Source organism: Mameliella sp. LZ-28 (assembly GCF_012274245.1).
Classification (GTDB): domain Bacteria; phylum Pseudomonadota; class Alphaproteobacteria; order Rhodobacterales; family Rhodobacteraceae; genus Antarctobacter; species Antarctobacter albus.
In genome coordinates this window covers 1-16,298 of sequence record NZ_JAANYX010000013.1, presented here as the reverse complement: position 1 = coordinate 16,298, position 16,298 = coordinate 1, and the positions used below count along the sequence as shown (strand labels likewise).

General features: G+C 59.9%; 15 protein-coding genes and 1 tRNA gene. 12 read left to right on the top strand and 4 right to left on the bottom strand.

From position 1 onward, the window contains the following. Positions 1-127: 127 nt before the first annotated feature. From G9Q80_RS11045 to selD, 10 genes are all read left to right on the top strand, one after another. Positions 128-412, top strand: a complete 285-nt coding sequence (locus G9Q80_RS11045; RefSeq protein WP_043146084.1) for an STAS domain-containing protein — start codon at positions 128-130, stop codon at positions 410-412. Then, on the top strand, positions 409-783 hold the full coding sequence (locus G9Q80_RS11040; protein WP_043146082.1) for a response regulator: 375 nt from the start codon (positions 409-411) through the stop codon (positions 781-783). Before G9Q80_RS11045 ends, G9Q80_RS11040 begins: the two co-directional genes overlap by 4 nt. 1 nt (position 784) lies before the next feature. After that, positions 785-2,902: a chemotaxis protein CheA gene (locus tag G9Q80_RS11035; RefSeq protein WP_088716066.1), complete on the top strand. Its 2,118-nt coding sequence runs from the start codon at positions 785-787 to the stop codon at positions 2,900-2,902. Next, positions 2,895-3,362 carry a chemotaxis protein CheW gene (locus G9Q80_RS11030; protein WP_088716067.1) on the top strand — a complete coding sequence of 156 codons (468 nt, stop codon included), beginning with the start codon at positions 2,895-2,897 and terminating at the stop codon, positions 3,360-3,362. Before G9Q80_RS11035 ends, G9Q80_RS11030 begins: the two co-directional genes overlap by 8 nt. Next, positions 3,359-4,240 carry a CheR family methyltransferase gene (locus tag G9Q80_RS11025; protein ID WP_069209719.1) on the top strand — a complete coding sequence of 294 codons (882 nt, stop codon included), beginning with the start codon at positions 3,359-3,361 and terminating at the stop codon, positions 4,238-4,240. The genes G9Q80_RS11030 and G9Q80_RS11025 overlap by 4 nt, the downstream gene beginning before the upstream one ends. A gap of 9 nt (positions 4,241-4,249) precedes the next feature. Next, complete coding sequence (locus G9Q80_RS11020) at positions 4,250-4,636, top strand: response regulator (RefSeq protein WP_043146077.1); 387 nt, start codon at positions 4,250-4,252, stop codon at positions 4,634-4,636. Then, positions 4,633-4,992, top strand: coding sequence for a DUF8776 family protein (locus G9Q80_RS11015; RefSeq protein WP_133066438.1), 360 nt, complete (start codon positions 4,633-4,635; stop codon positions 4,990-4,992). Before G9Q80_RS11020 ends, G9Q80_RS11015 begins: the two co-directional genes overlap by 4 nt. A gap of 56 nt (positions 4,993-5,048) precedes the next feature. Continuing rightward, positions 5,049-6,203, top strand: coding sequence for a CheB methylesterase domain-containing protein (locus G9Q80_RS11010; RefSeq protein WP_088716069.1), 1,155 nt, complete (start codon positions 5,049-5,051; stop codon positions 6,201-6,203). Further along, the gene (locus tag G9Q80_RS11005; RefSeq protein ID WP_088716070.1) at positions 6,200-6,733 is read left to right on the top strand and encodes a chemotaxis protein CheD; all 534 of its coding nucleotides are present in this window, start codon (positions 6,200-6,202) and stop codon (positions 6,731-6,733) included. The genes G9Q80_RS11010 and G9Q80_RS11005 overlap by 4 nt, the downstream gene beginning before the upstream one ends. 61 nt (positions 6,734-6,794) lie before the next feature. After that, entirely contained in the window at positions 6,795-8,927 is a 2,133-nt protein-coding gene (gene selD, locus G9Q80_RS11000) for a selenide, water dikinase SelD (protein ID WP_088716071.1), read from the top strand. On the opposite strand, the gene mnmH is transcribed toward selD, so the two are convergent. Continuing rightward, positions 8,909-9,967 (bottom strand): tRNA 2-selenouridine(34) synthase MnmH, encoded by a 1,059-nt coding sequence (gene mnmH, locus G9Q80_RS10995; RefSeq protein WP_043146072.1) that lies wholly within the window; start codon positions 9,965-9,967, stop codon positions 8,909-8,911. The genes selD and mnmH overlap by 19 nt on opposite strands. A 135-nt stretch (positions 9,968-10,102) precedes the next feature. Here mnmH and G9Q80_RS10990 point away from each other — a divergent pair. After that, positions 10,103-10,177 (top strand) — tRNA-Phe (locus tag G9Q80_RS10990). A 636-nt stretch (positions 10,178-10,813) separates the two neighbouring features. Here G9Q80_RS10990 and G9Q80_RS10985 read toward each other — a convergent pair. The 3 genes from G9Q80_RS10985 to G9Q80_RS10975 form a co-directional block, all read right to left on the bottom strand. After that, positions 10,814-11,890, bottom strand: coding sequence for an AAA-like domain-containing protein (locus G9Q80_RS10985; RefSeq protein WP_168246464.1), 1,077 nt, complete (start codon positions 11,888-11,890; stop codon positions 10,814-10,816). Positions 11,891-11,902: 12 nt separating this feature from the next. Further along, complete coding sequence (locus G9Q80_RS10980) at positions 11,903-14,479, bottom strand: DpnII family type II restriction endonuclease (RefSeq protein WP_168246463.1); 2,577 nt, start codon at positions 14,477-14,479, stop codon at positions 11,903-11,905. Between the two features lie 224 nt (positions 14,480-14,703). Next, positions 14,704-14,904 (bottom strand): hypothetical protein, encoded by a 201-nt coding sequence (locus G9Q80_RS10975; RefSeq protein ID WP_088716156.1) that lies wholly within the window; start codon positions 14,902-14,904, stop codon positions 14,704-14,706. Between the two features lie 451 nt (positions 14,905-15,355). Here G9Q80_RS10975 and G9Q80_RS10970 point away from each other — a divergent pair. Beyond that, a protein-coding gene (locus G9Q80_RS10970; protein ID WP_088716168.1) for an IS5 family transposase occupies positions 15,356-16,113 on the top strand; the annotation gives its coding sequence in 2 pieces (ribosomal slippage) (positions 15,356-15,677 and positions 15,677-16,113; 759 coding nt in all). Positions 16,114-16,298: the final 185 nt, after the last annotated feature.

Sequence of the window (16,298 nt, the reverse complement as noted above, 5' to 3'; positions counted from 1 at the left end):
GCCCGATGGTCGCGCGGCCGCCACGGGGGATTGGAACCCTTTGTTAAGGCAGCATCCTTATTCCTGCCGAGTGTCAGATGTGCCGTTTCAAGGCCCACACCCGTGCCACGAAGGATGCATACCCGCGATGTCAGACATCAGTTTCCACGCCCTCGGTCCGGCCCGGGCCCGCTCCGGTGAAGACCCGCTTGTCGCCTTTCTGCTGAACGCCCGGCGCATGCCGGTCACGATATCGGCGCGCGAGGTCAACCGGCTCGACTCTCACCGGCTGCAACTGCTGCTGGTCGCGCGGAAACAATGGGAAACGGACGGCATCCCGTTCGACATCACCGACATGGCGCCAAGCTTTCGCGAGGGACTCGAAAGGCTCGGTCTCTCTCCCGACCATTTCGACAAGGAACCGCTGCAATGACGACCAAAGTCCTGGCAATCGACGACTCGCGAACGATCCGCAATCTTCTGCGCGTCTCTCTCGAAGGCGCGGGGTTCGAGTTTCACTCTGCCTGTGACGGCCAGGAGGGTGTCGACATCTTCCCCGACGTGGATCCGGACGTGGTCATCACGGATATCAACATGCCCAAGATGGACGGGTTCGGCGTGATCGACAGCCTGCGCGGCGGCCCCAACCGGACCAACGTGCCGATCCTGGTCCTGACCACCGAAAGCTCGGACGAGCTGAAGTCCCGCGCCCGCAACGCCGGGGCGACCGGCTGGATCGTGAAACCCTTCGACGACGCCTCTCTGGTGTCCGTCCTGCGGCGCTTGACGGGGCATGTGAGCTGAGATGTCTGGAAATTCGATCAGAGATACATTCTTCGAGGAATGCGAAGAACTGCTGGAGGCCCTTGTCGAAGGGCTGTCCCAGATGGAACAGGCCCCCGACGACATGGAGGTGGTGAACGCCGTCTTCCGTTCCGTGCATTCGATCAAGGGGGGCGCAGGGGCCTTTGCCCTCGACCGGCTGGTGTCTTTCGCTCACTCCTTTGAAACGGTGATGGACAAGGTCCGCGACCGCGATCTGGCGGTCGACGAAAAGCTGATGAGCCTGTTTCACCGCGCGGGCGACCATCTTTCCGACCTCGTCGAATCCGCACGTGACGAAACCCATCTGGACGACGAGGCCGAGTCCGGCCTGATCGGAGAGCTCGACAGTTACCTCGGCGACGAGGCTGCGGCCGAAGAGTTCAGCTTTGACGCCGTCACGCTGGATTTCGACGGCCCCGCGATCGAATTGCCCTCCGAGGACGACAGCAGTGCCATGCGGGTCTTCGATATCCGTTTCGAACCAAGCCGCGCGCTCTACGAGAACGGCCATGAACCCCTGCTGATCCTCGACGCCCTTGCCGACCTGGGCGAACTGACGGTCGAGGCCGACATCAGCCGCATCCCCGAGTTCGATGCCTTCGATCCCGCGGACGCTTTCCTGTCCTGGCACATGCGGCTGGCCAGCAGCGAACCGGAAACCACGCTGCACGAGGTTTTCGAATTTGTCGAAGGTCTGTGCGATCTGGATATTTCCGTCACGACCGGGCCCGAGGAGGGGCCTTTGACCGCCCCTTTGGATCCGGAGCCGTCGACCGGCACCGAAGAGCCCATAGCTGAAATCGAGGCCGCGGAACCGCAAGACGAGGACCCTCCCTATGAAGGTCCGCCCCGTGAGCGACGCAAGGAACCGCGCGGACCCAAAACCACCCTCAGGGTCGACCTGGACCGGGTCGACCGACTGATCAACACCGTGGGGGAACTGATCATCAACCAGGCGATGATCTCTCAGAGGATCGAGGAACTGGACCTGCCGACAGTCGCGCATCTGACCAACGAACTGGAGGCCTACAAACTGTTGGCCCGCGACATCCAGGAAGGCGTCATGGCCATCCGCGCGCAACCGGTCAAACCACTGTTCCAACGCATGTCGCGCATCGTGCGCGAGGCCTCGGACGCCACCGGCAAAAAAGCCAAGATGGTGACTGTGGGCGACTCGACCGAGGTCGACAAGACCGTGATCGAACGCCTGGCCGATCCGCTGACCCACATGGTCCGCAACGCGGTCGACCACGGGCTGGAAAAACCGGATGGCAGGGACTCCGCCGGAAAGGACCCGGTGGGCACAATTCGCCTTTCGGCCTCGCACCGATCAGGCAGCGTCTTCATCGAGATATCTGACGATGGTGCCGGGCTGAACCGCGAGCGGATCCTGGCCAAGGCCATCGAGAAAGGCCTTGTGCCTCCGGACGTGGAGCTTTCGGACCCGGAAATCGACAACCTTCTGTTCCTGCCCGGGTTTTCCACCGCCGGCGAGGTCTCGGCCCTCTCAGGCCGTGGCGTCGGCATGGACGTGGTCAAGAACGCGGTACATGCGCTTGGCGGGCGGGTTTCGATCACTTCGACCCCGGGCAAAGGCACGACCTTTGCCATCGTCCTGCCGTTGACGCTGGCCGTGATGGACGGTTTCGTGATCTCGGTGGCCGATCAGACGATGGTCATCCCGATTTCCTCGATCCTCGAGACCATAAGGCCAAACCCGCGCGACATCCACGTCGTCGGCACTGACAGCCAGGTGGTCAGCGTGCGCGGCTCGTATGTTCCGATCGTGGACGTGGCCGACAACCTCGGCCTCTCACGACATGACGACACCGCCGGCGCCGGTATTCTCCTTCTGGTCAGCACCGAACTGCAGGGATTGACCGCCCTGAGGGTGACCGCGATCCACGACCAGCGTCAGGTGGTGATCAAGAGCCTGGAAAGCAACTATGCCGCCATCCGGGGCGTCTCGGCGGCAACCATCCTGGGCGATGGCAAGATCGCCCTGATCCTCGATCCCGAAGAGCTGATCAATCTCGCACATGCCTCGGGCAACGATCCCTTTGCACAGCACAGCAGAATGGAGCTTCGTCATGGCTGAGACCGCGGAAGCGCATGCGGATACGCAGTTCGAATTCATCACCTTCTCGGCAGGCGGTCAAAGCTACTGCCTAGAGATCACGCAGATCCGTGAAATCCGCCGATGGACCCCGGTGACCGCCCTGCCCCACACACCGGCGGATGTGCTGGGCGTGATGAACCTGCGCGGCGCCGTGATCCCGATCTTCGACCTCTCCGCGCGTTTCGGCCTGGGCGCCACACCGGCGAACGAACGCAACGTCGTGATCGTGGCCGCCGTCGACGGCGCGACCATCGGCCTGCTGGTCGAGTCGGTGTCCGAGATCCTGTCGGTCGACAAGAGCGAGATCCAGGAAACCCCGGATATCAAGTCCGAAGCGACGCGCAACAGCATCCAGGGCATGATCTCGGTCGACGATGCGATGGTGCGCGTTGTCAACCTTGGCGCGGTTGTCGAAAGCGGCAAGGGATTGCCTGCATGACAAGCTCTCCGCCGGGCGCCTTCACGCGCGACATCCCCTTCAGCGATGCGGATTTCCGCGCCATCGCGCAGCTTGCCCAGCAACGGTTCGGCCTCAGCCTTGCCGAGAGCAAGAAGCCGCTGGTCTACTCGCGGCTGTCGCGGCGCCTCAAGTCCCGGCAAGTCGGGAGCTTCACCGACTACCTGGCGCTGCTCGAACGCAGCGAGGAAGAGGCCGAACGCCTAGAACTGATCTCGGCCCTGACCACCAATGTCACCAGTTTCTTCCGCGAGAAACACCACTTCGATACGCTGACACAGCGGCTGGCAGAGGGTTTGGCAGAACGCGCAAGCTCCGGTCAAAGGGTGCGGATCTGGTCTGCCGGCTGCTCCTCTGGCCAAGAGCCCTATTCCATCGCCATGACCGTGCTCGAGGCCGTGCCGGAGGCCGCGCGCAAGGATCTGCGTATCCTTGCGACCGATATCGACCCAAAGATCGTGCACAAGGCCCGGGACGGGGTCTACTCGGTCGAGGATGTCGCCGGAATACCCGCGCCGATGCGCGGCAAATGGACAAAGGCAACCGATGCGAGCGGCAAGACATACGGCGTGACGCAGGCTTTGAAAGACCTGATCACCTTCAACGAGTTGAACCTCATGGTGGAGTGGCCCTTCCGTGGCCCATTCGACGCGATCTTCTGCCGCAATGTCGCGATCTATTTCGACCAGGAGACGCAAAGGCGCCTCTGGCAACGCTTCAGCGCCATGCTGAACCCCGATGGGCTCTTGTTCATCGGACATTCCGAACGGGTGACAGGCCAGGCCCTGAAGACCCTCACCGGGTTCGGGATCACGAGTTACCGCAAAGCACGCACCAACGTGCCTCCCGCGCTGCAATAGGAGAGCAAGATGGGAATGAAGGATTCTCTCAGGGTCATGGTCGTCGACGACATGGCGACAAGCCGCGGCCTGATCACCCAGGCCCTCGATGACATCGGGGTAAAAAACTACATCACCGAAAACGACGGGCGTGCTGCCCTCGAACGCATGGCGGCCAGCCCGGTGCACCTGGTGCTGTCGGACTACAACATGCCCGGGTTAGATGGCCTTGGGCTGCTCAAGGCGGTGCGCGGCCATCAGGCGCTGAAGAAGATGGGCTTCATCCTCGTCACCGGCCGCCCGACGCCCGAGATCGTGGCAGAAGCCAAGCGGCTGGGTCTCAACAACATGATCAAGAAACCCTTTACCTCGGCCTCGATGAAACAGTGCATCGAAAGCGTGGTCGGTCGCCTATGAGCAGGGGAAAGGACACCGTGCTGCCCCTGAAACTCGCCACCCAGCGAGCCTCGGACGAGTTGGAGGGCCTGCACGCCCGCCTGGAACGGCTCGAACACGGGCTGGACGCGGTGATAAGCCATTCCACACACGCGTTCGATACGAAGTCGATCGGCATGCTCCAGGAACTGGACATGCTGCGACAGTCGATCGGCGCGCTTGCGGACTACCTCGACCAGATTTCGACCGCGACCGACGCCAATGGCATGGTCAATGTCAGCGAAGCCCTGACCGCAATCCCCTTGCGCGACATGGCCTGCCGGCTGGGCGGTCAGGTAAATTCCGCCGCAAACGGCGGCCACGCGGAACTGTTCTGATGAAACGGGCCGCGTGTCGCTGGCGGCATTGGCCCCGTATGGACTGGGTCTGAACCATGTCGGTCAAGAGTGTCGTCATCGCCACGCCGGACGCCGCACAGCGCAAACGGCTGGGCCTTGTCGTGGATCGTATGAGCGAGTTCGAGGTCATCGCCCAAACCGGCGACCTCATGAACACCTATAATGTGGTCGAGGAACGGTTGCCGAAGGCCGTTCTCATCGCGGATGTCCTGGCCGGCCTTGCCGAGTTCGAAGTGATGCGCGCGCTGTTCTCGACGCTGGACATCCGTTGGCTGGTGGTAACGGTGCCCAACCGGAGACTGCGCCGACCCGCCGTGGGCGGCAGTCCTCGATCCGATCTGTTTTCGATCCCGACAGATGCGTCTGACGAGGTTTATGAGCGACAACTCCGTGCCCTGACGCGCACCGGGTTGAACCCCCGACCCGCTGCCAAACCCAATCCGCTTCGTCCGACCGAATCTCCGCGCAGCCATCTCGCCCGCGGCGCGCCGACGACCAATTCGACAAGGCCCCTGATCACCACGGTCAAGGTACAAGACCATCTGACGCAGACGTCCAGGGCGTCCCAGGCAGATCCACGCCCCCCCCTGGGTAGCGATCCCATCATCCTGATTGGAGCCAGCACCGGGGGGGTCGATGCACTGCTGGCCGTATTGACCCGCTTTCCCCAGGATTGCCCACCCACGCTGGTCGTCCAGCACACAGGGTCAGGTTTTGGCGAAAGCCTGGCCAGCCTTCTGGACCGCCAGTGCCTGCCGAATGTCCTTCTGGCGAATGGCCCCATGCCCCTGAGGCGGGGACAGATTCTGGTCGGCGCCGGAATACGGGCGCACCTGGTTCTGGATGGGCGCGCCGCGACCCGGGTCACGACCGTCGCCGACGGGCCCGTGGCCGGACATGTTCCCTCTGTCGACCGGCTGTTCTTGTCGGCCCTGCCGGTGGCGCCAAGGGTCTCCGCCGCTTTGCTGACGGGCATGGGCCGCGACGGCGCGGATGGAATGAAGGCCCTTCGACTTGCCGGCGCGCATACGCTCGCACAGGACGAGGCCAGTTGCGTGGTCTACGGCATGCCCCGTGCCGCCGTCGAGCTGGGTGGAGTGGATCGTGTCCTTCCGCTGAAAAAAATCGCCGAGGCGTTGTTGGCCCGTCGCAAGACAAATGTCGGCCCAGGCAGGGAAGCACAGAAATGACGCCACAAACCGAGAAGCTGGTAAATGTCATCCAGGGAGAGTTCGAGATCTCGGACAGCCCCCAGGTTGTCCTGACGACCGTGTTGGGGTCCTGTATCGCGGTCTGCATGTTCGATCCACAACGAAAGATCGGCGGGCTCAACCATTTTCTCCTGCCAAAGCGGGACGGGGGCGAAGGGGCGAATGTCCGCTATGGCGCCTACGCGATGGAACTGCTGATCAACGGGCTGTTGCGACGCGGGGCTGACCGTGCCCGGCTACAGGCCAAGGTCTTTGGCGGGGCCAGCATGATGGGCAACCTGCGCGACATCGGTGCGTCCAACGCGGCGTTCGCGCGCGGCTTCCTCAAGGATGAGGGCATCCCCTGCATCGCCGAAAGCGTCGGAGGCACCTCGGCCCGCCGAATTCGCTTCTGGCCCACCACCGGCCGCGTGCGCCAGCTTCTCGTCTCTGCGGATGCCGTGTCGCTGCCGGTGGAGAAACCGGCCCCCATCCCCCGGCCCAAGACGGACGAGATCACGCTTTTCTGACGGGCACTTCGGCGCTATCCCGGCCACGCGGGCATGTGCCCGCAGGCCGGGAGAGACCAGAATGCAAGCATCGTCCCATCCGTTTACCCGCGATCTGGTGCTGGTCGGAGGCGGCCACAGCCACGCGCTGGTCCTGCGGTCCTGGGGCATGAAGCCGCTGCCGGGCGCACGCCTGACGCTGATCAATCCCGGCCCCTCCGCCGCCTACTCCGGCATGCTGCCCGGACATATTGCCGGACACTACACGCGCGACGCGCTGGAGATCGATCTTGTCCGGCTGGCACGATTTGCCGGGGCCCGGCTGATCCTGGGCGCCGCCGAGGGCATCGACCTGTCCCGTGGAGAGGTGCACGTGGCGGCCCGCCCGCCGATCGCCTTTGATCTGGCCAGCATCGACATCGGCATCACAACCGCCATGCCCGAAATACCCGGGTTTGCCGAATATGCGATCCCGGCCAAGCCCCTGGAGCGGTTCGCCGCCGCATGGCAGAGCTTCCTTCGGACCAGCGGCCCGGCCAGCGTGGCGATGATCGGCGGCGGGGTCGCCGGCGCCGAATTGATCCTGGCGATGGGTCACGCATTGTCACAGGCCGAGCGGCCCGCAAAGCTGCACTTGATCGAACGTGACACGGTGCTGACCGCCCTGCCCGACCGTTCGGCAAAACGCTTGCGCGCGGCATTGGAACGCGCAGGCGTCACGCTGCATGAAGGGGCCGACGTGCGGGCGATCACGCCGGATGGGGTGACGCTGGATGGGTATGAGATCGAGGCTGACTTCGTCTGCGGCGCTGCGGGTGCCCGTCCTCATCCCTGGCTTGCGGAAACCGGACTGGCGCAGCAGGACGGTTATCTGAGCATTGATCCGCAGTTGCGCACATCGGACCCCCGCATCTTTGCAGCGGGGGATTGTGCGCATATGCCATTTGCCCCGCGGCCCAAGGCCGGAGTTTATGCCGTGCGGCAGGCCCCGGTGCTGGCACAGAACCTGTGCTTGGCACTGCGCGAAGCCGGGACGATGAAGCGCTTTCAGCCGCAGAAGGATTATCTGAAGCTGGTGTCGATGGGCGAGAAAACCGCCCTGGGCGACCGGTTCGGCCTGAGCTTTGCCGGCCCCTGGGTCTGGCGATGGAAAGACCGGATCGACCGGAAATTCATGTCCAAACTCAAGGACCTGCCACAAATGGCATTGCCTGCGCTGCCGGACCCGCGTGCCGCCGGTGCGGCGGACCTGGGCGACAAGGTGCTATGCGGCGGATGCGGTGCCAAGCTGGGCCAGGGGGCCTTGATGGCGGCGCTTTGCGAGGGTTCGTCGAACCTGCCCGGGGACGACGCGGCTCTGGTCCGCATCGGCGGTGCGGACCTGGTCTTCAGCACCGACCACCTGCGCGAGATCACCGCCGATCCCGTCACCATGACGCGCATCGCCGCGCAGCATGCGCTTGGCGACATCTGGGCAATGGGCGGCCAGCCGCGGGCCGTTCTGACCAGCCTTGTCCTGCCCCGCATGTCGCCCCGGCTCGCCAGCCGCACCCTGGACGAGATCATGACAACCGCCCGCGCCATCATGCGCGCCGCCGGGGCAGAGATCGTCGGCGGCCACACGTCGCAAGGCGCCGAGCTGACCATCGGTTTTACCATCGCCGGAACCTGCGAGCGCAGGGCGATCGGCCTTGCCGGCGCGCGCCCCGGCGACGCGTTGATCCTGACCAAGCCGCTGGGGTCCGGCGTGCTCATGGCCGGTGAAATGGCGGGTCTTGCGCGCGGCGAAGACGTGGCTGCGGCCCTGCAACGGATGGTCCAGTCGCAGGCGCAGGCCTCGACCTTGCTAAAAGACGCCCATGCCATGACGGATGTGACCGGATTTGGCCTGCTGGGTCACCTGCGCAACATCTGCCTGAATTCGAACGTCGGCGCGGAAATCACGCTGGAGGCGGTGCCTTTCATGAAAGGCGCCGTGGAGCTTGCCCGCCAAGGCATCCGGTCAAGCCTCTACCCGGACAATCGCGCGCCCTTCCCCGACCTCGCGGACAGTGCCCCGCACGATCTTCTGATCGACCCCCAGACCTCCGGCGGCCTGCTGGCGGCCGTGCCCGGCGATGGGACAGAGCCCCTGGCGGCGCTGAACGGCGCAGGCTACGAAGCCGCGCGGGTCGGCATCGTCACCGAGGGCTCCGGTCAGATCCGGATCGTCTGAAGCCGCGCCGCCAAACGGTCGGCCAGCGCGTCCAAAGCACCGGGGGCCAGAGAAACCGTCTCCTCGCGGTGCAGAACCTGTGGGACATGTGCCCGCATGGAACTGCGATAGGCCGGATCATAGTGATCCTCGGCCAGAGCGCGGCACAGGGCCAGGCGATCCCCCGCATCGATCATCGCCTCCCACCGATCGACGACCTCGTGCCCACGGTGATAGCGCAGCGGCGTCAGCTTTTCGCGCAGCCGCACCCCGTCGGACAGAATGTCGTCATAGGCCTGTGCAAGGTATTCCGCACGCGCCGCGATCGGGGCAGAGACCTCAACCCAGGGCGCGACTTTCATCGCGTCCCAGAGTGCCGGCGGCAGGTTGATCTGCCCGATCTTGCTGCTTTCCGCCTCAACAACGACGGGCCGCGCGGGATCAAGGGCACATAGCGCCCGGGCAAGATCGGATTCGAAACCCTTCTGGGCAGGTTGTCCCCCCGGCATCTCTCCCAAGAGCGAGCCCCGATGCCTCGCCAGTCCTTCGAGATCCAGAACCTGCACGCCGCGATCCTGCAGGCGTGGCAGCAGCGCGGTCTTGGCCGTCCCGGTATACCCACCCAACTGGATTAGGTGATGCCGCAGCGGCATGTCATACAGATAAGCGGTGACAAGCCGGCGATAGGTCCGGTAGCCCCCCGGCACGACCTCGGCCCGCCAGCCGATCTCACGCAGCATCCAGGTGAAAGAGCCGGACCGCTGCCCCCCGCGCCAGCAATAGACCAACGGCCGCCAGCCCCCCTCGTGATGCGAGAGATGACGTTCGATGTGGTTGGCCGCATTGCGGAAGACCAGCGCCGCCCCCAGCTTGCGCGCCTTGAAGGGACTATCCTGCTTGTAGATCGTCCCGACGCGGGCACGTTCCTCGTTGTCGAGCACGGGGAGATTGATTGCACCCGGGATACGATCTTCTTCGAACTCCGCCGGGCTGCGGACGTCGATCACGGTATCGAAACCGTGCGCGTGAAAGCTCTCCAGGCGGTCTGGTATCAAGGTCATTGAGTGGATTTATCGCGGCGACTGAGGCTTTGGAAGGGCCGGATTCAGCGAGGTGAAATTCTGTTGCAAAAGCTGCTGGACACCGGGTCGGACCTCGGCTAAACCGCCTCCACCCGAAGCGATCGCTTCACCCGTGCCCGGGTAGCTCAGGGGTAGAGCAGTGGATTGAAAATCCTCGTGTCGGTGGTTCGATTCCGCCCCCGGGCACCACTTTATTTAAATAAAACAATATCTTGCGTCTGGTTAGAGTGCAATTATCCGGTACAGAGCCGGTCTTGGGTATCAAACGGGTAGCGTTTTCAAGATCCCAGCACTCCATGTGATTGAAGCGCATATGAATCTCGGCGCCATCAACCTTTGACCAGAACACTTTTTCTGGGCAGCCCCTTCTCCGACCCTTTTTGTGGCTACGGGCCGCTAGGCAGGTCGCGAAGAAAGATCTCATGGGAGGCTGCGGCCACGCGTACTTCAGGGTCAAGCGCCTCATCGCTCATGTAATTTTGTGTAGCGACACTCGGGTGGATTAGATTTCGCCAGTCCCGGAGTGCGTCAGGTACTTGCGCATTCGAGCCCAGAAGTTGGTTTGCAATTTTTACAAGGTTTACTAATCGAAGGCTAGCAGCGTCGCCATAGTTCTCCCACCGACGATCAAGGCGACAGCCGGCTTGTTGTCCTGCGTTATTTCGCTCTTGTTCCGTTTTTCCAGATAGATAATCAATCAAGATAGCTTCAATCGAACAGCCATATCCTGCCAGAGCAAGCCGGTTGCTGCCGCCATTGTAAGATGCGACAGCTCCTTGCTGTGCGCTTACTGCAATCTCCCTGAGTTGAACATTGTTGACTTTTCTAAAGCTCGTCGGCGGAAACTTTTCTAAAGCTCGTCGGCGGAAGCGGGAAAACAGGTGCTCTTCCGACTGCCACGCTGTTATTGCCAATTTGCGGACTCGTTCGCGCAACCTCTTCGTAGATCGAATTCCGAAACACGATCTGGGCACCGCTTCTTTTTGCGATGCCGCCCGTACACAAAAACGAATAATCCGGGTCGGCAGGTGAATTTGCCAACTGTCCGTCAGCCGCCAGCGTCGAAACCAATTCCGCGAGTTTGCTTTCTGCAAGGTATCGGGAAAATAGGTTCGCGATGTGATCTACCTGACCAGATTTGAGCTCGTCAAGTGCCTGAGAAATAGCCGTCAGCATGTTCTCGGAGCCAATTGCCTTTCCCAACAGTCTCTGAACAAGATAGGGTTGGCCCCCGACTGCAGCAAAAATAGCATCGGCGGCGTCTTGAACACCCTGCACTTCGCCAAGTGTGGTCGCGGCGAGACCACGCACCTCATCAATGGTCAAATCGACAGTTTCGATTTTTTCGCAAACATTGAAAGGGGAGTTTGCTGCATCAATCAGGGTCTCTGGACGAAAGGTGCCAGCAAACAGAAAAGTCACCCGTTTAGAAGCATCAGTATCACAAGCAAAAGCTCTTGCGCTAGACAGACCCCGCAACTGCCCAAAAAAAGAATTCCGCCAATCATCACGCGGGATATTTGAAGCTTCGTCAACGAGAACAACGATTCGTGCTGTGCCAGTTGGCAGAATTTGGTTTATCGCAGTTTGCAGGTCGTCCAGGCCTTCACTGTGCTCGAATTGTGTGCCAAGTTGCTCAGCAATCCTTCTGGAAAACCAATTCACAAAGTCAGAATAGTTATCGACGGGTGGTTGCTGCTGTAGATCGATGTAGACGCAAGATACTCCAGCGTCTGAAATGGTTTTTTTTATTCGGATCAGAGCCGTCGTCTTCCCGTGTTGCCGCGGGCCAAGAAGCAAAACCCAACGTTGACTGAGTAACTCACTAGAAACGTTTCCCACTGCTTCGCGTTCAACGTAGCTCTCGTCGCCGATGGGAATAGGACCTTGGTAAAAGACCATTGAAACTTCTTCCTAGTTGCTGCCAGACAGAGCAGTCATTCCATAGTACTCTAGGGCTCTTGGCATCCACTCTGCTCTTAACCTAAACAAGCTATCGTCGACCTCAAGGATTCCATAAAGCTGAAGCATTCGAAGCGCAGTCTCGAAATCCGGTTCCGAGGACTGGTCTAGGTCCTTATTCACCATTGCTCTGATATCAGATTTTTCTAGAGGGCCTTCGCCAAACCGATAGGCGGTAGCGCGTTCCAACTCATTTGCTTGGCCTAGATACGTAGTTACATAATGCTCGGCATATTCGAATGTGGAGCACACCCTCTCGACGTCACTTGGCTCCACCGTAAAGGCAGAATTATAGCGGCCGATATCCAGAGTACGAATCAATCTATCTCCAAGAAATTGAACGAGTTGGGGGTGCCCGCTCGTGTACTGCCAAGCCAAGTCCGCTGTGTCGCTACGCTGTGGAAGATCAATTCCAAGTCCATCAAGAGGCGAGAGCAGTAGTTCCAGCGCATCTTTTCTTGGGAGTTGAGTTAACTGGATCGGACGGCAAAAATTCCAGTGTGGAGACTGTGGATCCCAAATCTTCTTCGAGATTTCTCGCTCGCCGGTGAAAATGAACTGCGCATCTCCCGACTGTGAGAGTGATCGGCACGCTCTGAAGAATGCTTCTGGCACCGAGTTCTCGTCGTGCTGCATATCCCAAAGCAATAGTTGATCGATTTCGTCTAACAGTATGACAACGCGGTCTTGAGACCCCTTTTGAAGTTGCCGAGCTAGATCGGCTAAATGGCTAGGGGAAAAATCGTCTGGAACGGAAACGTTCCACTCTCTCTTTGCGAGCTTTGCGAAATCTCCCCATGTGCGGACAGTTTGGCAATCTCCGAAGTAAGGGGAAAAGTTTGCATCGTTCAAATCATCACGCAGTCGCCGAAGTAACGATGTCTTGCCGATCCGCCTACTTCCAAGAAGTGCAACGCTGTTTGTAGCAACCGTGGCAAGCGTAGCGGCGGCTTCCTGATCTCGACCAAAGAACATTTGGCTAGGCGTAGCATTAGACAAGACATAAGGGCTGACCTTTGATAGGTCTGCTTGCCGCAGCAACTCATCAACAAAAAATGCGCGTGGAGCGGACGACTTGCTCGCCTGCGCAAGTTGCGGCGGTGACAATACTACAATGCTAACAGCTCTAAGCGTTTGTAGGCGTCGATGTTCGCTGAGTTCGGCGCCCTCAAGTCCTTGAGGTGTGAGGAGAATAGAAAAGCGCGCATCTTGAGCTAACTCCATCGATTTAGAGGCCATTTGAAGCGACAGTTCACTATCATATGCCCGGTTTGCCGCCTTGACATAAAGCAAGGTGGGAAAAGGTGCGGACTTTTCTAGCGAAAAAACGGCTTCACAATCGCCATCCACGAGTTGAATTGATGCGATATCTGCGTCAACTGCTCGTGAGAAAATTTGGATTGCCTTTTCGGGATCGAATGAGGCATCCAACTCTTTTGCTTGAAATACAAGATCGGAATCCCGCCATACGAGTTTCGATGCATCCGAAGACATTTGAATACTCAGATTCCGGTTGGTTTCCACGAAACGTGCTAGCGCCAAGCTTGCCTCCCTTGAACCTAGGGGCAGGTCCGAAGCTTGAATTTCTCCGCGGTCTTCCATCGTGGACTTTATGATTCTATCGACTGCAGCGCTTTCTAGGGGAGCTGTTTCTGGTTCGATTTGTGTTTCCAAGAGGGCTTCTGCTAGGTCTCCCTGCTCGGCCTGTTGGATCGTCATGGGGAAGCGAACGCCCTCAAAAAGAGCCTCGAGTGCCCTTCTTGATGTGTCCTGTATGCCTGGACCGTCAGCAATGAGTACCAGTGAGATTCCGAGTTCGCGTAAGTTGCTCTGCAGGGTGGGATACGTGACAGACAGCTCCCGTTGCTGGCGCCCGCCTGATTGCTGTTGAAAGACCGTAGCTACGCCCGCAATTGGTCGTTCGCCTTGTAGGATCACATAATCCAAAAACCTCGACACCGATGTGTGCCGCAGGATGCTCGGTCCGGCGCTCCTTAGTTCTTGTTCTGCCTGCTCGTTGGCAGTACTCAGGGCGCGCCTGATAAGCCCCGAAATACTTTTTTCAAAATGATTCCCAGAACGAAATCGGCGCTTGAAGCTGTCTTTGTACACTTCCGCAATTCGCAATTGATCGACAACATTTGAATTTGCCTCAAAGAGATTTGATAATCCGATAGTGACGAGGTTTTTCGCAAGTCTTTCGCGTTGTCTGCTTGCTGCTGGAACGCTTTCTGGCAACCCCCACTTCTCTATTTGAGTGCTGGATGCATTGAAGGCTAATAGTGACAGCAGCAAGGGGTATGACGAAGGGACCTCGGAAAGAAGCGCAGAAAGGCGTTCTTGGTTAAAATCACCATCATCGACAAAGTGTTGAAGCGCATCAATTTCCGTATTTTGCCTTGAGATTTCACTCCTTATGGTGGCCCAGTCCACAAAGTCGCCGGGAGAAAGAAGGCTAGAAACAGTCGAGTTTCTAAATTTTTCGATCCGCTCTTCTATATCTACCACTTTCAAATACGTGCCCCGCATTACTGCTCTTACTTGCCCTCTGAGCTTCTTAGCCGATTTTCCTCCGAAACACCATCATCTATGGACGGCGCGCAAGGCTGCCGCGTTGCGGCTTGTGCTCTGTATGCAAGGGTCTCAAAGGCATGCCCTCTACGCGCGCAAAATCGCTAATGCCAGCCTCCACGTTGCGCCCAAACTTCGAGGGCCGCGCGAGGCGGCCCTTTCACACTTCAACATCTTCCGGTTCATTTGGCGAGAGCCTTTCGCGCCTCTCTTTCGGCGGCGGATCCCTTCACCCATTGCCACGGGGTGCGCGGCTTCCGCGCCTTTGCCAGCTCAGGGTTCGTCTTGGCATCGCTCACAGCGGCGCGAAGGCGTTCGCGAGCTTCGCGTGGGTCGACTTTGAGTTCTTCGCAGATGGCTTTGAGCGTCACGATGTCGGTCATTTTCGATCTCCTAAGTTGCTGATGCAGATCGATAAGACGCTGGCCGCTAGCGTGTCAGGGATAACCCCAGCGCATCTTTAGCTTTTCTCGATCTGCTGCTATGACTGATCTCGACATGGCAGACGCGGCCATGTTGGGGCGTGGAAACCCCTCTCTGACTAGGCCGGGAAACCGGCTGAACACCTTTGACCTATGGTCGGGGTGCCTGTGTTATACAACAGGCTCCGGCTAAAGGCACAGGGTCCGTGTCAGAGCGGATTTCCAACACCCCGATCACCAGTCAACCGCGAGGGCGCTCGCAGATCGGGGTGGGATGGGACTGACGCTCACCGAACCTATCGAATGGGCCGAACGCGCTACCCTGCCGGACAGCGAAGGCGTGTACCTAGGGTCAGGACCCATTGATTTGGTCTGACTGGCATGATTCACGGTTCGAAAACGAGCGGTGATCATGTCTGATCTTTTCTGGTTGAGCGACGCACAGATGGCGCGTCTGGAGCCTTACTTTCCGAAGTCGCACGGCAAGCCCCGCGTCGACGACCGGCGTGTCTTGAGCGGGATTATCTTCATCAATCGCAACGGTTTGCGGTGGCGCGACGCCCCAAGGGTGTACGGCCCCCACAAGACACTCTACAACCGGTGGAAGCGGTGGAGCGATCGGGGCGTCTTCGCCCGGATCATGGCGGGTCTGGCGGCCGAGCACGGTGAGGAAACGACCGTTATGATCGACGCCACGCATCTGAAGGCCCATCGTACGGCGTCCAGCCTGGGCGTCAAAAAGGGGGGCGTGGACGCCTGATTGGCCGAACCAAGGGCGGCATGAACACGAAACTGCACGCCATCTGCGACAGCCGGGGCCGACCCATCGACCTGTTCCTGACTGCCGGTCCCGTCAGCGATTACGTCGGGGCGCGTGCGCTCGTCAGCGGGCTGCCCAACGTGAAATGGCTTCTCGGCGACCGTGGCTACGATGCCGACTGGTTCAGAGAAGCTTTGCAGGACAAGAAGATACGCCCCTGCATCCCGGGCCGGAAGAAACGGAAGACGCCGGTAAAGTATGACAAACGGCGATACAAACGCCGTAATCGCATCGAGATCATGTTCGGCAGGCTCAAGGACTGGCGGCGCGTTGCGACACGCTACGACCGATGCCCGCAGACCTTCTTCTCGGCGATAGCTCTCGCCGCGACCGTCATCTTCTGGCTTTGAGGGAGAACGAGTCCTGAGGCTAGTCAGATAAAAGATAGTGATTGGGATGCGTTTCGGATTTGACCTGCCCCCGCTGGTCCCTCACCGTAATGTAGGGTCTGCGCCAACACTGAAGGAGCAGACAATGCGAAAGAGCCGTTTCACCGAGGCGCAGATAATCGGGATGATCAAGGAACAGGAGGCTG